The following is a 16,543-nucleotide window of genomic DNA, read 5'->3' on the forward strand; positions in this document are numbered from 1 at the left end:
CACCCCAACCGAATGACGTTACCCCGCGGGCTCCGGGTCCACCCCGGCAGGCCGCTTCTTCTGCGGAAACGGCGTCTCCCCCCGCGCCAGCATGTCCACGAACCCTGCAATCCGGCGTTCCCGGGTGGCGGCCTGCTTTGCCGAGTTGGTGCGGTAGACCAGGGCGAACAGGTTGGTTTTGGTGAGGACGTCGAACATCGCCTGCGCCGCCGGGTTGGCAGCGATGGCGGCGGCGAGGTCTGCCGGGACCTGCACATCGGCCTGGCCGCCGTATGCTGCGTCCCACCGGCCGTCGGCCTTTGCAGCGGCAACTGCGGCGCGGCCGGCGTCGGTCATTTTCCCTGCCTCCTCCAGCCTGGCGATGTGGCCCACGTTCCGGGCGGACCAGACGCTGCGGGGGCGCCGCGGCGTCATCCGCTGGAAGGAGCTTTCGCCGTCCCGGCGGCGCAACTGTCCGTCGATCCAGCCAAAGCACAGGGCCTCGTCAAGGGCCGCCGGATAATCCAGGCTGGTCACCGTCCCGCCCTTTTTGTGCAGGACCAGCCACACTCCCGGGCTGGTGGCGTGGTTCTCCTCCAGCCAGGCGCGCCAGGCGGCGGCATCGGGCACCAGCAGTTCCTCAAGGTCTTCGGCCATGGCCTAATTCTGCCGCTGAAAACCCGGTCCACAAGCCCCGTGTGCAGCGCCGCTCCACGTGGCATCATTGCCCCTACAGACCAGTTCCCCACCCTAGGACAACGCCATGCTCCGAGTCCGCCCCGTCCACTCCACGTCCCGCCCCGGGTCCTGGACGCAGTTCCTCACGGCCTTGGGGATGGTCCGGACAGAGGACGACGGCGGGCGCCAGGTCTTCGATTCAGCGTCGGGACGCCTGGCGCTGCAGCCCGCGGAGGCGGGATCCGGGCAGGACGGCAAGACAGTGTTTGCGGTTGAGGTGGGGGACGTGGCGGAGTTTGCCCGCCGCACCAACCTGGCCGCGCAGGAGGACGGCGCGCCGGACGACGGAACCGGACCTGCGGAGCTGGCTCCGGCCGGCGGGGCCTGCCGGATCAGCGCCCCGGACGGGTTCAGCTTCATGGCGGACAAAGCAGGCCACTTCGCCCAGTGCGCGGACGCCGACCCTTTGCTGGCCGTCGTCGGCGTCTGGTACACCGCCGATCCCGAGGCTGCCGCCCGGACGCTGCTGCACATCGGAGCGCGGCCACGCCCGGTGCCGGACAATGATGAAACCGCCGACTTCACGGCCAAGAACGGCGGGGTCCTCCTGGTGCGTCCGGCGTCCGGGCCATCCCGCGCGGGGCTGGGCTTCGAGTACGGCGGCGGACTGGAACCCCTGCAGGAGCGGCTGGCCGCCGCAGGATTCGCCGCCAGCCTGACCGAAGAGGCCTTCGGCAGCACCCTGCACGTGGCCAACCCGGACGCCGGCAGCCCCAACGCGCCCGCCACCGTGTGGGTCTCCCAGCGGCGCCCCATGGGGTAGAACTTAAGCATGAACGTGCGCACACCTGACCCGAATCCCGGCTGGCTCTCTGAAGAAGACCTCTTTGAGGCACGGGGGCGGCTGCCCATGGTGTACGTGGAGGCAGTGCCGGTCCGGCTGGATCCGTTGGGGTACGTCAACGAGGTGGGCACGCTGCTGCAGGCGGATGCCGACGGGACGATGGTGCGGTCCCTGGTGTCCGGCCGGGTCATCTACCGTGAGACCATCCGCGCCGCCCTGCTGCGGCACATGGAAAAGGACCTCGGCCCCCTGGCGTTTCCGCAGCTCCCGCTCAGCCCCGTACCGTTCACCGTTGCCGAATACTTTCCCGCGCCGTCCCAGACCGGCTTCACCGACGAGCGGCAACACGCCGTGTCCCTGGCCTACGTCATTCCCGTCACGGGTGAGTGCGAGCCCCGCCAGGACGCCCTGGAACTGACCTGGATGACCCCCCAGGAAGTGCTCAGCCCCGGCGTCCAGATGGAGTTTGCCGGCGGCCGCGGCGGCCTCATCCGGCAGGCCCTGGCGTTTGCAGGCGTGGGCTTCTGACATCCCCGCCGGGACGTGGGGGTCCCCGGTTTCAGGGCTCCGCCTTTGTAGACTGTAGGGCGGACCGCAAGAGAACTTAAGGACTCCCATGACCGAAACACCAGCCGCCAGGCACCACCGTGAACAGCAGGCTGGATCTCTGACCACCGGCAGCCACATCCTCCTTCCCGACGGCCAGCGCACTGCCGAAATCGACCAGGTGGAGCTGGAACGGGACGATTTCGGCTCCCCCGCCCTGGTGCTGGCAAGCCTTTCCGGCGGCGGGACGCTCCGGGTCGCCGTCGGCACCACGGTCACGGTCGTGGAGGGAACGCACGACGACGTCACCCAGCTTCCGCTGCCGGCCACCCTTCCGGAGGCCGCCCCTCGCGCGGAAACCGCCGCACCCAACGACAGGGGGCAGGAGCAGTCCGGCGGCGGGACAGGGCCGACCGCCGTGGCGCCCGCCGTCGTCGTACCTCCGCTGCCGCCGGTCCCGCCTGCGGTGACCGGGCCCAGCGACGACGAACTTGCGCTCATCCCGGCACCGGCCGGCACTCCCGAATCCGTAGTGGAAGCCGCCGCCGAGGCACACCCGGATGCCGAGGGTGTCCTGCTCCTGGCGGACCGGCTGTCCAAGGGCGTCAATTTCAAGTCCGGAAGCTGCCTGAAGGACCTTAGCGACCTGGCACACGAACTGTTCATCACGCTCAAGGACCCGGACGGCGCCCTCTCGGTGGCGGACCTCCTCACGGTGCTGCCCTACGACGGCAACCCGGGCCGCTGGAGCTCGGTGGAGGCGGCCCTGGCGCTGGCCAGCTACATCTGCCGGCAGGATGGCCAGTATGAACGCGCGGAAGTGTACGAAAAACTGATCCGCACCCCGGAGAACCAGGAAACGGACCCGTTCAAGGCGCGGATGGCCGCCAAGGTGCGGCAGCGCTCGCTCAACGAGCCCAACCTGTACGACAAGGAAATCTTCCGCTCGATCGACAACTCCAACCATGACGCCGAACGCGAATGGCGGCTGCTGCGGCTCGAATCCCTGCTGTTCCTGCGGGCCCACGGGGGCTCGGAGACCATCGGGATGTCCGAACTGGAGCGCCGCATCAGCAATGAGCTGGAGGCGGTCCGCGCCTGACCTCCCGGGCGCCGTCCCCATACGGGAATTTCCCCCTACCCGGGCCCCTGTCCGGGGCGTACATTCGGGGCTATGACGAACAATCTCAGCGTAGTGATCAACGCCGACGCGCCGCAGGTCTGGACCATGCTGCGCGAACCGTCCAAGGTGGCACAGTGGCACGGCTGGCAGGCCGAGGACCTGGAATCCGAGATCAAGGAGATCTACTTCTCCAGCGACGTGGAGGAATCCGCGGACCACACCAGGCTCACCGTGCACGGCGGGGACACGTTTGAACTCCACCCGGTGCCCGAAGGAACCCGGGTCAGTGTCACCCGCGGGGCGCTGGACCATGATTCGGAGTGGGCGGCCTGGGATGAGGACATCACCCAGGGGTGGCTGACCTTCCTGCAGCAGCTCCGCTTCGCCCTGGAACGCCACCCTCACGGCAAGCGCCACACCCTGTTCCTGCACCTGACGGACGGGAAGGGCTCCGCGATTGAAAAGCTGGGGCTTGCCAGCCTTCCTGCGCCCGGCGAGCCGTACCAGGTAACGCTGGACACCGGTGAGGAGATCAGCGGGAAGGTCTGGTTCCGGACCAGCCACCAGGTGGGACTGACGGTCCACGGCTACGCCGAGCACGGCGAGGGACTGCTGGTGGTGGCCGACCATCCGGCCATCAAGGATGTCCGGGCCGAAGGCGAAGGTTCGCTGGTGATCGCTTCCACCTACGACCTTGGTGCGGGCGCGCTGGAGGCCATCAGGTCGTCCTGGGATTCCTGGCGGTCCAGCAACTATCCGGAGTCGGACCCGGCGAGCTGAGGGCCCCGCTGGTTTGTTAGGGCGCCCGGGTTTGCTGGCACACTGGTAGCGTGCCAGCCAACCCCGCCTTCGCCCTGCCTGATACCCGGTCACAGTTTTCCTTCACGGTGGGCACGCGCCTGGCGGAGTCCAACCCGCCCACGGACGCGCAAGTGGCCGGCAACGGCGGCGGGTTCCTGGGCCGGACCGGCACCATCACCACCCCCCATGGTGACATCCAGACGCCGGCGTTCATCGCCGTCGGCACCAAGGCCACCGTGAAGGCCGTGCTCCCGGAATCCATGGCGGACCTGGGTGCCCAGGCCCTGCTGGCCAACGCGTACCACCTGTACCTGCAGCCCGGACCGGACATCCTGGACGAAGCCGGCGGCCTGGGCAGGTTCATGAACTGGCCCGGCCCTACCTTCACGGACTCCGGCGGGTTCCAGGTGATGAGCCTTGGGTCCGGGTTCAAGAAGGTCATCGACATGAAATCGGTGGACGCCTCCGGCCCGGACGACGCCGTTGCCCCCGGCAAGGAACGCCTGGCGCACATCGATGACGACGGTGTCTGGTTCAAGTCCCACCTGAACGGGGACCGCCACCGCTTCTCGCCCGAGATTTCCATGCGGGTCCAGCACCAGATCGGCGCGGACATCATGTTCGCGTTCGACGAGCTCACCACCCTGCAGAACTCCCGGCGCTACCAGGAGGAATCCCTGGAGCGCACCCGGCTGTGGGCAGAGCGGTGCATCGCGGAGCATTTCCGCCTGACCGGGGAACGGGCGGCCAAGCCGTACCAGGCGCTGTTCGGCGTGATCCAGGGGGCGCAGTACGAGGACCTGCGCCGGAAGGCCTGCCGCGACCTCGGCGCCATGCCGTTCGACGGGTTTGGCATCGGCGGGGCACTGGAGAAGGAGAACCTGGGCACCATCGTGCGCTGGTGCAACGAGCAACTCCCGGAAGACAAGCCGCGGCACCTGCTGGGCATTTCCGAGCCGGACGACATTTTCACTGCCATCGAAAACGGTGCCGATACCTTCGACTGCGTTTCCCCCACCCGGGTGGCCCGCAACTCCGCCTTCTACACCCCGTACGGCCGGTTCAACCTCTCCGGAGCCAAATACAAGCGCGATTTCGGCCCGCTCCAGGACGGCTGCGACTGCTACGCCTGCACCAACTACTCCCGGGCCTACATCCACCACCTGTTCAAGGCCAAGGAGATGCTGTCCGCCACCCTGATCTCCATCCACAACGAACGGTTCGTGGTGAAGATGGTGGACGACGCCCGGCTGGCCATCGAGTCCGGCACGTTCTTTGACTTCAAGGCCGAAACCCTGGGCCGGTATTACTCCTGACCGCTGCTCCCGGGTGCCTCCGCTATCCTGACCCAATGCTCATCGAAATCCAGGCCGCTGCAGGCCCTGCCGAAGCCCTTGTCGCCCGCCCGTCCACCGGTACCGGCCCGTTTCCCGGCGTCCTCCTGTACATGGATGCCTTCGGCCTGCGCCCCCGCATCCAGGACATGGCCCAGCGCATCGCGGACTGGGGTTATGTGGTGCTGGCGCCCAACGTTTTCTACCGCGAAGGAACGGCCGCCGAGCTCGCTCCCGCAGCTGACATGACCACCCAGGAAGGCCGTGAAGCCGCCGGCAAGGCTGCGTTCCCGCGGGTCGGCCGCCTGACCCCGGACAAGGCCCTGCCGGACATCGATGCCTGGGTTTCGGCACTGGCAGCGCTCGACGGCGTCGCGCCCGGTCCCATCGGCACCGTGGGCTACTGCATGGGCGCCAGGCTCGCGGTCCGCACCGCAACATCCCACCCGGACGTGGTGGCTGCCTGCGGCGGCTTCCACGGCGGCGGCCTCGCCACCGAAGACCCGGACAGTCCGCACCTGGACCTGGGGAAGGCCCGCGCGAGGTTCGTGTTCGGCCACGCGGACCACGACCGGAGCATGGCCCCCGACGCCGTCGCCCGGCTGGGCGACGCGCTGCAGGCCGCAGGGCTGGAGGCTTCCAACGGCATTTACGACGGCGCACCGCACGGCTACACCATGGCGGACACGTCTGCCTTCCACCCGGAAGCAACGGAGCGGCACTTCACGGAACTGCGGGACCTCCTGGACGGGACGCTGAAGGCCTAAGCCGGCCTCCCGCCGCCGAACCAGGGCTGCCGGGCGATCAGCAGCCAGAAGGGACGGCGCCGGGCGGCAGCTACGCGGCGTTTGCCGCCGCTGCCGCGGCCCGGCCCGGGACGCCGTAACTGGGCTCGCGCTTCTTGACCCAGTTGATGGCCAGCGACGTGATGGGAACGAACAGGAACTCCACCAACGTCTTGTACACGAAGCCCACCACCACGTAGTTCACGAAGCTTCCCAGGTCCGCGATGCCGATGACGGATGCCGCGATGCTGCAGAAGATCAGCGTGTCCACGAACTCGCCGGCGCCGGCGGAGCCCATCAGGCGGGCCCACAACGACTTCTCGCCAGTGCGGGCCTTCATCCGGACCAGGATCCAGGAGTTAATGGTCTGCCCGGCCAGGAATGCCAGCAGTGACGCCAACACGATCTGCGGCACGGGACCCAGCGCGCCCTCCAGCGCCGACTGCTTCGCAGCACCGTACTCGTCGTCGAAGCCCGGCAGGGCGATGACCACCCAGTAGCAAAGGGACGCGAAGACGGACAGCGCGAAGGTGGTGAAGATGGCTTTGCGGGCCACCTTGAAGCCGTAGACCTCGCTGATCACGTCACCCAGGATGTAGGCGAGCGGGAAGAGGAAGAAGCCACCGTCGGTGACGATCGGGCCGAAAGCCACCCCTTTGGACGCCCCGATGTTGGACAGGATCAGCACCACCGCCATGGACGCCAGCATGATTCCAAAAAAGGGCGAGCCGACGGCGGCGAACCGGACACCGGAGTCAGGGTCAGCTGCGTGGACGGTTTCGGGCGCGGCACTGTGGCCGGAGGCAGGGGACATAAAGGCATCCATTCAGGAGTGGTTGGCCGGCGCCCGGAACGGGGCGGCCGGTTGTATTAGCACTCAGGCCATTCTTCCATTGCCGCTGTGGCCGGCTGATTTCGTGCCGGCTGCCCCGGAAGCCAGGAATTGAACATGTTCAACTATGTGTGCCACACTGATTTTGAACACGTTCAAGAATCGGGGAACCATGGCCGCCAAGAGTGAGCAGACCAGGCAGAAGGTGGCGGAGGCCGCCCTGCGCATGTTCCGTGAGATCGGGTTCGAAAAGACCACCATGCGGGGCATCGCCGCTGAGGCAGGCGTGTCCGTGGGAAACGCCTACTACTACTTCGCCTCCAAGGACGACCTGGTCCATGAGCTGTACGTCCAGGTGCAGGCAGAGCATGCCGGCCTGGCCGCCAATGCCCTGCTGGAGGCAAGCGGACTGGCCGACCGGCTTCGGGCCGTCCTCCACACAGGACTCGACGTCATGGCGCCGTACCACCGGTTTGGGTCCGACTTTGTGGCCACGGCCATCAGGCCCACCTCCCCCGTGAATCCGTTCTCGGCGAACTCCACGTCCGCCCGGGAAGCCTCCCTGGCCACCTTCAGGACCGCGGTTGAGGGGGCCCGGCCGGCGGTGCCGAAGAAACTGCGGGCCGACCTGCCGGAACTGCTGTGGCTCTGCTACATGGGCATCACCCTCTTCTGGGTCTACGACAGCTCGGAAGGGCAGCAACGGACCAGGAGGCTGGTGGACGGCGCGGCGCCGCTGATCGCCCGGGGACTCGCGCTGGCCCGCATCCCGGGTGTCAGCAAGGTCCTCGACGACGTCCTGGGCCTGAGCCGCAGCATCCGCGGCGGACAGTAAATACGAACAATGGGGGAAGACATGGGCAGGGCAAAAACGGTTGTGGTGGCAGGCGCCTCGGGCTTCATCGGCAGCTACCTCGCCCGGCGCTTCGAGCAGGACGGCTGGACCGTGCGCACCATCGGACGGAAGGGGAACGGCGGCTCCTCCGCCGGCTGGGACGACGACGGCGGCATGCAGCGGGTGCTTGACGGCGCTTCCCTGGTGGTGAACCTCGCCGGACGCTCCGTTTCCTGCCGCTACAACGACCGGAACAAGGCCGCGATCCTGGAGTCCAGGGTGGCCACAACCCAGGCACTCGGCCGGGCCATCGCACGCTGCCAGGAACCGCCGTCGACCTGGCTCAACGCCAGCACGGGCACCATCTACCGTGACGCGCGGGACCGGCCGCAGTCCGAGGCCGGCGGCGAGCTGGGAAGCGGATTCTCGGTGGGCGTCGCCAAGGCGTGGGAGGCAGCCCTGGAGGCGGCCGATACCCCCGGAACCCGGAAGATCCCGCTGCGGATCGCCATCGTCCTGGGCCGCGGCGGTGGTGCGCTCCAGCCCTTCGCCAACCTGGCGCGGCTGGGGCTGGGCGGCCACATGGGCGACGGCACCCAGAAATTCAGCTGGATCCATGTGGAGGACCTGTACCGCAGCATCCGTTTCCTGCACGCGCGGACCGACGTCACCGGGCCTGTCAATGTGGCGTCGCCGGATGTGGTGTCCAACCGGGACCTGATGCGGCTGGTGCGCCGGGCGTATGGCGCCCGCTTTGGGCTGCCGACTCCTGCGTGGCTGCTCCGCGCCGGAGCGGTCCTGATCCGCACCGAAACCGAACTGGTGTTCAAGTCCCGGTGGGTGCAGCCGCAGAAACTCCTGGACGCGGGCTTTGTCTACAGCCAGCCGGAGCTGGGACGGGCACTGCTGCAGATCGCCAAAGGCCGGGCCTGACGCGGGCACCGCTCCCGGCGTCCGCCCCTTGTGGTCCTGAACACCGCGGTCCGTCATCCGCTGTACGCCGCCACATGGCAGGCGTCCGACGGCGGGTGGCAGGATGGGCCCATGACTTCCGCTTCCACTGACGCAACGCTGTCCGCCGCCGGCCCCGCCGTCGTCCTCACCATCGCAGGCTCCGAAGCCACCGGTGGCGCCGGAGCCCAGGCCGACCTGAAGACCTTCCAGGAACTCGGTGTCTTCGGCATTGCCAACCTCACGTGCATTGTCTCGTTCGACCCGAAGGACAGCTGGAACCACCGGTTCGTGCCGGTGGACCAGCAGGTGATTGCAGACCAGCTGGAGGCGACGACGGCGGCGTACGGTCCGGCGTCGGGCGCGCCTTCCGCCCTGGACACCGTGAAGATCGGCATGCTGGGCAGCCCCGCCACGATCAGCACGGTGGCGTCCGCCCTGCAGGAGAACAGCTTCGCCAACGTTGTCCTGGACCCGGTGCTGATCTGCAAGGGCCAGGAGCCGGGGCACGCGCTGGACACGGACCAGGCCCTGAAGGCCCAGATCCTTCCCCTGGCCACCTTTGTCACGCCCAACCACTTCGAGGCGGAATCACTGTCCGGCCTGGAGATCACCGACGTCGAATCCCTCAAGGCCGCCGCCGTCCGCATCCACGAGCTCAGCGGCGCGGCAGTTCTTGCCAAGGGTGGGGTGCGGCTGGAAGGCCCGGACGCCGTCGACGTCTTCTTCGACGGCGACACCCTGGAAGTCCTTCGCGCCCCGAAGGTGGGCGAAGTTGCCGTCTCGGGTGCCGGCTGCTCGCTGGCCGCAGCGGTGACGGCGGAGCTCGCCAAGGGAGCCAGCCCGCTGGAGGCTGCACGGACCGCCAAAGACTTTGTCACCGCCGGCATCCGCAACCGCGTGGCCTCCGGCGCCCCGTTCGATGCCCTGTGGCAGGGCGGCGCCCGCTGACCAATCCCCCATCACGTTTTGGCCCTAAAACCCAAACGCCCCATCACTTTTCGCCGAAAAATCCGGAACGCGTCTGCACTTTATGCAGACGCGTTCCGGATTTAAGGGCAGTATCTCATGGCGGGTCTGGACCCGGTCAGCGCCGCGGAATGTTGCGCAGATTGCTGCGGGCCATGCTCACAGCCTCGCCCGCGCCGCGGTTGAGGACCACCTTGGACATGGCGGTGGCGAAGCCGATCACCTGCGAGCCGGAGATCTTCGGCGGGATGGACAGCGCCTTGGGATCGGTGATCAGCTCCACCAGTGACGGGCCGGGGTGCGCAAACGCCTCCCGGTAGGCCGATTCGATCTGCGCGGGGTCCGTGACCCGCACCGCGTGGAAGCCCAGCGCCTGTGCAACGGCCGCGTAGTTGGCGTCCGGCACGTCCACGCCGAAGTCGGGCAGGCCGTCAACCAGCATCTCGAGCTTGACCATGCCCAGCGTCGAGTTGTTGAAGACCACCACGTTGACGGGCAGTTTGTAGGCGGCGGCGGTGATGAGCTCGCCCAGCAGCATGGACAGCCCGCCGTCGCCGGACACCGAGATGACCTGGCGGCCGGGGAATGCCAGCTGTGCGCCGATGGCATGCGGGAGGGCATTGGCCATGGAGCCGTGCAGGAAGGATCCGATCAGCCGGCGGGTGCCCAGCGGGTTGATGTAGCGGGCGGTCCAGACGTTGCACATCCCGGTGTCGGCGGTGAAGATGGCGTCCTCGGCCGCAACCTGGTCCAGCAGGGAGGCCGCGTACTCCGGGTGGATGGGCTGCTTTTTCTCCACCTTGCGGGTGTAGGCGCCCACGGCCTTGTTCATCAGGCGGTCGTGTTTCTTGAGCATCTGGTCCAGGAAGCGCCGGCTCTTCTTAGCCTTGACCAGCGGCAGGAGGGCGCGCAGGGTGGGCAGCACGTCGCCGTGGACGGCGATGTCGACGTCGGTCCGGCGGCCCAGCCGGTGGGCCGCCCGGTCCACCTGCGCGGTCCGGGTGTCCGGCAGGAACTGGTCGTAGGGGAAGTCCGTGCCGAGGAGAACCAGCAGGTCGGCGTCCTCGATGCCCTCGGCTGCGGCCCCATAGCCCAGCAGCCCGGTCATGCCGATGTCGAAAGGGTTGTCATACTGGACGAAATCCTTGCCGCGGAGCGAGTGGCCCACGGGCGCCTTGGCCAGTTCGGCGAGCGCCATCAGTTCCGCGTGTGCGCCCTCCACGCCGGCACCGGCAAAGATGGCCACCTTGCCGGCGTCGTTGATGGTGTCCGCGAGCGCCTGGACGCTGGCCGGGTCCGGAACCAGGCTGGCGGGCCGGAACGCGGCGGGCAGCGGGGTGGGGGCCGCGGCTTCCAGGCCGGCGATGTCTCCGGGCAGGGTCACGACGGCGACTCCCCCGAGTCCCAGCGCGTGCTGAATGGCGCTGTGCATGACGCGTGGTGCCTGCTCGGCCGTGCTGATGAGTTCCGAGTACACCGAGCATTCGTTGAACAGCCGGTCCGGGTGGGTCTCCTGGAAGAAGCTGCTGCCGATCTGCTTGCTGGGAATGTGGGAGGCGATGGCCAGCACCGGCGCCCCGGAGCGGTTGGCGTCGTACAGCCCGTTGATCAGGTGCAGGTTGCCGGGGCCGCAGGAGCCGGCGCACACCGCGAGCTTTCCCGTGAGCTGGGCTTCGGCGGCAGCCGCAAACGCTGCGGCTTCTTCATGGCGCACATGCACCCAGTCGATCCCGCCCTTCGCGGCGCCTCCCGTCTGGCGGACCGCGTCCACGATCGGGTTGAGGCTGTCCCCCACGATCCCGTAGATCCGCTGCACGCCGGCAGCCTGGAGTTGTTCGATGAGCTGGGTGGCAAGTTCCTTGGCCATGGGTGGCAGACTCCCGCGTTTGTGGTGGTGTGCTGACATGGCCAATATAGTCCGCCCGCCCTGGCGCCCTTCCCAGGCCCGCTCCCCCGGCGGAACGGTCCGCTTAGCGACGCGCGGCTTGCGGCACGGCCGCTGCCTCGGCTGTCAGGGCTTCAGCGAGCAGGGTTGCGGTGCGCACGATAAATGCACGACGGCGGGTGGTGCGGTCTTCGCTGCTGCCCGCCAGGAGGGTGTCGATCTGGGGAAGGACCGGCCAGCCGTCACACAGGGTGATGACGGTGATCAACAGGTCCGCCGCGTCGGTCCGGTCGATCCCGGGCAGGACGTCCAGGACCTGGCCCACCTTGATGGCGCAATGGTCGGACCGGGTGGCACGGCTGACAGTCTCGCCGCCCCGTTCCAGGCCTTCCCAGAACAGGAGCCTGGGCAGGACGCCATCGGTGGTGTGCCGGTCGAAGAGGCGTCCGGCATAGTCCCCGAACGCCCCCGGCCCCCTGCCGTTGATGGGTACTTCAGTCATGACCCGGACCATTTCGGCGGCCAGGACGGCGTCGAACAGCTCATCCTTTTTGCCGAAGTACTGGTAAATGCGTTCCTTGTTGACGCCTGCGGCCGCCGCGATGCGGTCCACCCGGGCGCCGGCCAGGCCCTTGGCGCTGAACTCTTCCGTTGCAGCCGCCAGCAGCAGCTCTTTGGTCCGCTCCGTGTCCCATGCCATGACGTCAGTCTACGCAATTCCAACCAGGTAGTTGCAATTGCTTCCGAGCGCGCTTATTGTCATTGCAAGCAAAAGCAACTAAGTAGTTGGAGTTTCCATGGATACTGTTTCACAGCCCTCAGCCCCGGCAAGCGCCCAGCCATCCACCCCATCAGGGTCCGTGGCGCTGCCTGCACCGGCAGCACCGCCGTCGATCCATGTCCGCGCCGCCATCACCTGGCTGGCGATTTTTCCGCTTGTTGCCATCGGCATGATCACTTCCGCCCCCTTAATGGAGAACTGGCACCCCATCTTCCGGGCAATGGCCCTGACCATGGTGGTGGTTCCTACGGCGGTTTATGTGGTGCTGCCCCGCCTGTTCGCCGGCTACGGCTTCCTGGCGCGCCGGTGGGTCATCCGCCGCTAGTGGCGGATGACCCACCGGCGGGGGTGTACGGGCCGCCGCCAGGACACGTCTAGACCTGACCGAGCAGCCGTCCTGCATCCAGGCGGACCACAGCATCCGCTGCGGCGATCGATTCTTCGTCATGGCTTACGCAGGCAACGGCGGCGCCCCGCCGGGCCTCCGCGGCGAGGATGGACCGCGTGCGCATCCGGCTTTCCCGGTCCAGGCCGGCAGCAGGCTCGTCCAGGAGAAAGACGCGCGCCTGGCGGGCGATGCCCTGGGCCAGCAGTGCGCGCTGGCGCTGGCCGCCGGACAGCTGGTTGAAGGGCCGCCCGGCAAGACCTTCCAGCCGTACCCGCTCCAGGGCATGGTCGACGCGCTCCCTCCGCCCGGCCCTGGTGATGCGGGCGGCCTGGTCCCGCCGCCTCCCCCACGTTCCCATCGCCACCACATCGCGGACGGTCAGGGGAAGGGTGTCCGGGGTGGCGACCCGCTGGACCACCAGGGCGATCCCGCTGTCGCATTCCACAGTGCCGAAGCCGGGCCTGCGCACGCCCGCCAGGATCTCCACCAGGGTGGACTTGCCGGCGCCGTTGGGTCCGGCAATGGCAGTCACCGCACCCCATTGGAGTCCGACACTGACGTCCCGCAGGGCAGGGACCGGACCAAATCTGTAGTGAAGGTGGCGGGCTTGCAGGGCATATCCGGATGTAGGCACGCTTCACCTTAACGCTATTGAGCATCATTCTCAATAAGCTAGGCTGGTCACGTGCACCTGCTGATTGAACCCTTTACCGCCGACTTCTTCCTCCGCGCCCTGCTGGGCGGAGCCCTCGTGGCTGTCATCTGCGGCGTGGTGGGAACGTGGGTGGTGATCCGCGGCATGGCCTTCCTGGGCGAAGCCATTGGCCACGGCATGCTGCCCGGTGTGGCGCTGGCGACGGTCGCTGGCGTTCCGGCGCTGGTGGGCGGCGCCGCGAGTGCCGTCGTCATGACTGCCATGATCAGCGCCCTCCAGCGCCGCGGCAGGCTCTCCTACGACACCAGCATCGGCCTGCTGTTCGTGGCCATGCTGTCCCTGGGCGTCATTATCGTCTCCCATTCGCGCTCCTTCGCCACCGACGCCACAGCCATGCTGTTCGGGGACATCCTTGCCCTGGATATGGCGGATCTTGGCGGACTGCTCCTGGCCGCGGGTGCCGCGGTGGCCACCGCGGTCGCCCTGCACCGGCGGTTCGTGGCCGCCGCCTTTGACCGCCGCATCGCCGTGACCCTCGGGCTCCGCCCTGACCTCGCCCAACTGGCGCTGGTAGGGCTGGTGACCCTCGCCGTCGTCTCCTCCTACCAGGCCGTTGGTTCCCTGCTCGTCGTCGGGCTGCTGCTGGCGCCGGCTGTCGCTGCCGCCCCCTGGACCCGCAGCATCCCGGCCCGGATGGCCCTGGCCTCCGCCGCGGGCGTGCTGGCCGTTGGGCTGGGCCTGCTGTGCTCCTGGTACGCGGGCACGGCGGCCGGTGCCTCCATCGCCGCGGCCGCCGCCGCACTCGCAGCCCTCTCCAGCGCCGCGGCACGGACCAGCGCCGCGGCACGGATCAGCGCAGCGGCACGGGCAACCTCCTCCCGAGTTGCCGCCCCTGGCACCCAGGGCTTCGAACCGGCGCCGGCCACCGACCTTGTTCCCCTCCACGGAAAGCAGCAATGAAACCCCAGACACCTGCCGCGGCCCTGGCCGCCCTGGCCCTCCTGCTCGCCACCGGCTGCACCAACGCAGCTCCCCCGCAGTCACCACCCGCCCCCGCCGGCTCCGCCTCCCCCGAAGGAAGCCACGGAGACCGCCCCGGCTTAGCGGAGGCGGCCGAGCCACCCTTGCACCTGGTGGCCATTGACGCCGCCGGCCAGGCCGCCATGCTGGACCTGCTCTCCGGCACCACATCGCAGCCTGCACGGGTACAGCCGCCGGACGGGGTCACCACCGACGGCCGCTACGTTTTCGCGGCCAACAGCGCAGGCGTGGACATCTTCGACAGCGGAGCGTGGACCTGGGACCACGTGGATCATTTCCACTACTACCGTGCCGCCCCGCGGCCGGTGGGGACGCTGGCCGGCGACGGAACCCCCACCATTGCCGGCGGGATGCTGTCCACCGCCGGGACCACGGGCGTGTTCTTCCCCGCCTCGGGCACCGCCATCCTCCTGGACAACGCGGAATTGTCCGACGGCAGGATCACGGAGGCCCTGCGGCTCTCCGTCGAACCGCATGCCGGCATTATTGCTCCGCTGGGCGACGGCGCCCTGGTCACCGAGGCCGGCAACGGCGGAACAGCTGCCCGGGTGCGCGCCGTCGACGCCAGCGGAAAGCAACTGGCCACGGCGGAGTGCCCGGCGGCGGCAGGAACCATCACCACGCGGGCCGGGCTGGTCATCGGATGTGCCGACGGCGCAGTCGTCGCCACGGCTGACGGCCACACCCCCGTCCTCCACCACGTCCCCTACCCGGAGGGCGCCGCCGCCCCCGCAACATCCTTCAACGGGCGCAAGGGCAGGCCCACCGTCGCCGGAACCGGCAGCGATGCCGGCGTCTGGCTCCTTAACACGCGCCGGCACACGTGGGAATGGCTGCCGACGTCGGCCCCGGTGCTGGCAGCGGCCACGGCAGACGATGCCGCGGGGCACGTAGTGGTGGTTGCCGGCGACGGCACCGTGCAGGTCTACGACGCAGCCAACAAGGAGCGGGTCGCCAGGACGGAACCGCTGCTGGCCGCCACGCTGGCCAGCCCTGACCTGGCGGACCACATCCACCTCACCGTCGATGCCCAGCGCGCCTACGTCAACGCTCCCGCGGAAGGCGTGGTCCACGAAATCGACTATGCCGATGGCGCCAGGGTGGCCCGCACCCTCAGCATGCCCACCACACCAGTGCACCTCGTGGAGACCGGCCGGTGAGGCGGGCCGCGCTGGTCGCCGCCCTGGCTGCGGCGCTCGTGCTGCCGGGCTGTTCCCAGCCGGAGGAACCCAGGCAGCCGCAGGTTGTGGTGACCACCAACATCCTTGGCGACGTCGTGCAGCAGGTCCTGGGAAACCAGGCCGAAGTCACAACCCTCATGCAGCCCAACGCCGACCCGCACTCCTTTGAAATCTCCGCCAGGGATGCGGCCCTGATGGGCAGCGCAGACCTGGTGGTTTCGAATGGGCTTGGCCTTGAGGAAGGGCTGCAGCAGCACCTGGACCGGGCCGCGGCGGCCGGTGCACCCATGCTGGTGGCAGGGGATGCCATTACCGCAATCCCCTATGGGTCAGGAGACGCGGAAGGCACGCCGGATCCGCATTTCTGGACCGACCCCACGGCCATGATCAAGGTCGTCGACGCCCTGGAAGAATCAGCCCGGAACATCGAGGGAATCGACCCTGCACGGCTTGCCGCGGGCGCGGAAGCGTACCGGCAACAGCTGGCGGCCCTCGACGCGGACATGGCTCAAGCCTTTGCCGCGATCCCGGACGGGCGGCGGGCACTGGTCACCAACCACCACGTCTTTGGCTACCTTGCCAAGCGCTTCGACTTTCGCGTGGTGGGCGCCGTGATCCCCGGGGGCACCACGCTCGCAGCCCCCGGCGCCGGTGACCTCCGCCAACTCAGCGAGGCCATCCGGCAGGCGGGAGTGCCCACCATCTTCGCCGAATCCTCCCAACCCGACCGCCTGGTGCAGGTCCTGGCCAGCGAAGCCGGCGTGAACGTCCAGGTGGCGGCCCTCTTCACCGAATCACTCAGCGGTCCCGGCGGCGCCGCCCCCACCTATCTGGACATGATGCGGGCCAACACCGGGCGCATCGTCCACGGACTCACAGCATCACCGCATCCCACACCCTGAAAGGCCACCCGCACCATGCACCGCACCAAAACC

Annotated in this window: 18 protein-coding genes; 13 read left to right on the top strand and 5 right to left on the bottom strand. The window is 68.4% G+C overall.

From position 1 onward, the window contains the following. Positions 1–18 precede the first annotated feature (18 nt). The gene (locus tag PUN71_RS12800) at positions 19–636 is read right to left on the bottom strand and encodes a YdeI/OmpD-associated family protein (RefSeq protein WP_043448999.1); all 618 of its coding nucleotides are present in this window, start codon (positions 634–636) and stop codon (positions 19–21) included. 106 nt (positions 637–742) lie between these two features. Between PUN71_RS12800 and PUN71_RS12805 the strand changes: the two genes are divergently transcribed. The 6 genes from PUN71_RS12805 (at position 743) to PUN71_RS12830 (ending at position 6,072) form a co-directional block, all read left to right on the top strand. Further along, the gene (locus tag PUN71_RS12805; RefSeq protein ID WP_277798728.1) at positions 743–1,480 is read left to right on the top strand and encodes a VOC family protein; all 738 of its coding nucleotides are present in this window, start codon (positions 743–745) and stop codon (positions 1,478–1,480) included. Between the two features lie 9 nt (positions 1,481–1,489). Next, positions 1,490–2,029 carry an NUDIX hydrolase family protein gene (locus PUN71_RS12810; protein ID WP_043448992.1) on the top strand — a complete coding sequence of 180 codons (540 nt, stop codon included), beginning with the start codon at positions 1,490–1,492 and terminating at the stop codon, positions 2,027–2,029. Positions 2,030–2,117: 88 nt separating this feature from the next. Continuing rightward, positions 2,118–3,149, top strand: coding sequence for a DUF6707 family protein (locus tag PUN71_RS12815; protein ID WP_277798729.1), 1,032 nt, complete (start codon positions 2,118–2,120; stop codon positions 3,147–3,149). A gap of 72 nt (positions 3,150–3,221) precedes the next feature. After that, entirely contained in the window at positions 3,222–3,950 is a 729-nt protein-coding gene (locus tag PUN71_RS12820) for an SRPBCC family protein (RefSeq protein ID WP_277798730.1), read from the top strand. 50 nt (positions 3,951–4,000) lie between these two features. Next, positions 4,001–5,287: a tRNA guanosine(34) transglycosylase Tgt gene (gene tgt, locus PUN71_RS12825; protein ID WP_277798731.1), complete on the top strand. Its 1,287-nt coding sequence runs from the start codon at positions 4,001–4,003 to the stop codon at positions 5,285–5,287. Positions 5,288–5,322: 35 nt separating this feature from the next. Then, complete coding sequence (locus PUN71_RS12830) at positions 5,323–6,072, top strand: dienelactone hydrolase family protein (RefSeq protein WP_277798732.1); 750 nt, start codon at positions 5,323–5,325, stop codon at positions 6,070–6,072. Positions 6,073–6,142: 70 nt separating this feature from the next. Here the strand turns inward: PUN71_RS12830 and PUN71_RS12835 are convergent, their stop codons facing one another. Continuing rightward, entirely contained in the window at positions 6,143–6,904 is a 762-nt protein-coding gene (locus tag PUN71_RS12835) for a queuosine precursor transporter (RefSeq protein WP_277798733.1), read from the bottom strand. Between the two features lie 190 nt (positions 6,905–7,094). Here PUN71_RS12835 and PUN71_RS12840 point away from each other — a divergent pair, with 190 nt between their 5' ends. The 3 genes from PUN71_RS12840 (at position 7,095) to PUN71_RS12850 (ending at position 9,659) form a co-directional block, all read left to right on the top strand. After that, the gene (locus tag PUN71_RS12840) at positions 7,095–7,757 is read left to right on the top strand and encodes a TetR/AcrR family transcriptional regulator (RefSeq protein ID WP_277798734.1); all 663 of its coding nucleotides are present in this window, start codon (positions 7,095–7,097) and stop codon (positions 7,755–7,757) included. A 21-nt stretch (positions 7,758–7,778) separates the two neighbouring features. Continuing rightward, positions 7,779–8,690 carry a TIGR01777 family oxidoreductase gene (locus PUN71_RS12845; protein WP_277798735.1) on the top strand — a complete coding sequence of 304 codons (912 nt, stop codon included), beginning with the start codon at positions 7,779–7,781 and terminating at the stop codon, positions 8,688–8,690. A 111-nt stretch (positions 8,691–8,801) separates the two neighbouring features. Next, positions 8,802–9,659: a hydroxymethylpyrimidine/phosphomethylpyrimidine kinase gene (locus PUN71_RS12850; RefSeq protein WP_277798736.1), complete on the top strand. Its 858-nt coding sequence runs from the start codon at positions 8,802–8,804 to the stop codon at positions 9,657–9,659. A 136-nt stretch (positions 9,660–9,795) separates the two neighbouring features. On the opposite strand, the gene PUN71_RS12855 is transcribed toward PUN71_RS12850, so the two are convergent. Beyond that, on the bottom strand, positions 9,796–11,544 hold the full coding sequence (locus PUN71_RS12855) for a pyruvate dehydrogenase (protein WP_277798737.1): 1,749 nt from the start codon (positions 11,542–11,544) through the stop codon (positions 9,796–9,798). Positions 11,545–11,647: 103 nt separating this feature from the next. Next, positions 11,648–12,262 carry a TetR/AcrR family transcriptional regulator gene (locus tag PUN71_RS12860; RefSeq protein WP_277798738.1) on the bottom strand — a complete coding sequence of 205 codons (615 nt, stop codon included), beginning with the start codon at positions 12,260–12,262 and terminating at the stop codon, positions 11,648–11,650. 97 nt (positions 12,263–12,359) lie between these two features. Between PUN71_RS12860 and PUN71_RS12865 the strand changes: the two genes are divergently transcribed. Beyond that, positions 12,360–12,668, top strand: coding sequence for a hypothetical protein (locus tag PUN71_RS12865; protein ID WP_277798739.1), 309 nt, complete (start codon positions 12,360–12,362; stop codon positions 12,666–12,668). 49 nt (positions 12,669–12,717) lie between these two features. Here the strand turns inward: PUN71_RS12865 and aztA are convergent, their stop codons facing one another. After that, positions 12,718–13,365 carry a zinc ABC transporter ATP-binding protein AztA gene (gene aztA, locus PUN71_RS12870; protein WP_277798740.1) on the bottom strand — a complete coding sequence of 216 codons (648 nt, stop codon included), beginning with the start codon at positions 13,363–13,365 and terminating at the stop codon, positions 12,718–12,720. A gap of 51 nt (positions 13,366–13,416) precedes the next feature. On the opposite strand from aztA, the gene aztB reads away from it, so the two are divergent. The 3 genes from aztB to aztC are packed head-to-tail and all read left to right on the top strand — an operon-like array spanning position 13,417 to position 16,510. Further along, entirely contained in the window at positions 13,417–14,346 is a 930-nt protein-coding gene (gene aztB, locus PUN71_RS12875) for a zinc ABC transporter permease AztB (protein ID WP_277798741.1), read from the top strand. After that, entirely contained in the window at positions 14,343–15,587 is a 1,245-nt protein-coding gene (locus PUN71_RS12880; RefSeq protein ID WP_277798742.1) for an ABC transporter, read from the top strand. The genes aztB and PUN71_RS12880 overlap by 4 nt, the downstream gene beginning before the upstream one ends. Then, positions 15,584–16,510: a zinc ABC transporter substrate-binding protein AztC gene (gene aztC, locus PUN71_RS12885; RefSeq protein WP_277798743.1), complete on the top strand. Its 927-nt coding sequence runs from the start codon at positions 15,584–15,586 to the stop codon at positions 16,508–16,510. Before PUN71_RS12880 ends, aztC begins: the two co-directional genes overlap by 4 nt. Positions 16,511–16,543: the final 33 nt, after the last annotated feature.

Source organism: Arthrobacter sp. NQ7 (genome assembly GCF_029581595.2).
In the GTDB taxonomy this organism is placed as follows: Bacteria; Actinomycetota; Actinomycetes; order Actinomycetales; family Micrococcaceae; genus Arthrobacter; species Arthrobacter phenanthrenivorans_B.

Coding starts and splice junctions, on each gene's coding strand:
- PUN71_RS12805 (WP_277798728.1), top strand. CDS start 743: ATGCTCCGAGTCCGCCCCGTCCACTCCACGTCCCGCCCCGGGTCCTGG.
- PUN71_RS12850 (WP_277798736.1), top strand. CDS start 8,802: ATGACTTCCGCTTCCACTGACGCAACGCTGTCCGCCGCCGGCCCCGCC.
- PUN71_RS12865 (WP_277798739.1), top strand. CDS start 12,360: ATGGATACTGTTTCACAGCCCTCAGCCCCGGCAAGCGCCCAGCCATCC.
- PUN71_RS12820 (WP_277798730.1), top strand. CDS start 3,222: ATGACGAACAATCTCAGCGTAGTGATCAACGCCGACGCGCCGCAGGTC.
- PUN71_RS12880 (WP_277798742.1), top strand. CDS start 14,343: ATGAAACCCCAGACACCTGCCGCGGCCCTGGCCGCCCTGGCCCTCCTG.
- PUN71_RS12800 (WP_043448999.1), bottom strand. CDS start 636: ATGGCCGAAGACCTTGAGGAACTGCTGGTGCCCGATGCCGCCGCCTGG.
- PUN71_RS12815 (WP_277798729.1), top strand. CDS start 2,118: ATGACCGAAACACCAGCCGCCAGGCACCACCGTGAACAGCAGGCTGGA.
- PUN71_RS12860 (WP_277798738.1), bottom strand. CDS start 12,262: ATGGCATGGGACACGGAGCGGACCAAAGAGCTGCTGCTGGCGGCTGCA.
- PUN71_RS12835 (WP_277798733.1), bottom strand. CDS start 6,904: ATGTCCCCTGCCTCCGGCCACAGTGCCGCGCCCGAAACCGTCCACGCA.
- PUN71_RS12840 (WP_277798734.1), top strand. CDS start 7,095: ATGGCCGCCAAGAGTGAGCAGACCAGGCAGAAGGTGGCGGAGGCCGCC.
- PUN71_RS12810 (WP_043448992.1), top strand. CDS start 1,490: ATGAACGTGCGCACACCTGACCCGAATCCCGGCTGGCTCTCTGAAGAA.
- PUN71_RS12830 (WP_277798732.1), top strand. CDS start 5,323: ATGCTCATCGAAATCCAGGCCGCTGCAGGCCCTGCCGAAGCCCTTGTC.
- PUN71_RS12845 (WP_277798735.1), top strand. CDS start 7,779: ATGGGCAGGGCAAAAACGGTTGTGGTGGCAGGCGCCTCGGGCTTCATC.
- PUN71_RS12855 (WP_277798737.1), bottom strand. CDS start 11,544: ATGGCCAAGGAACTTGCCACCCAGCTCATCGAACAACTCCAGGCTGCC.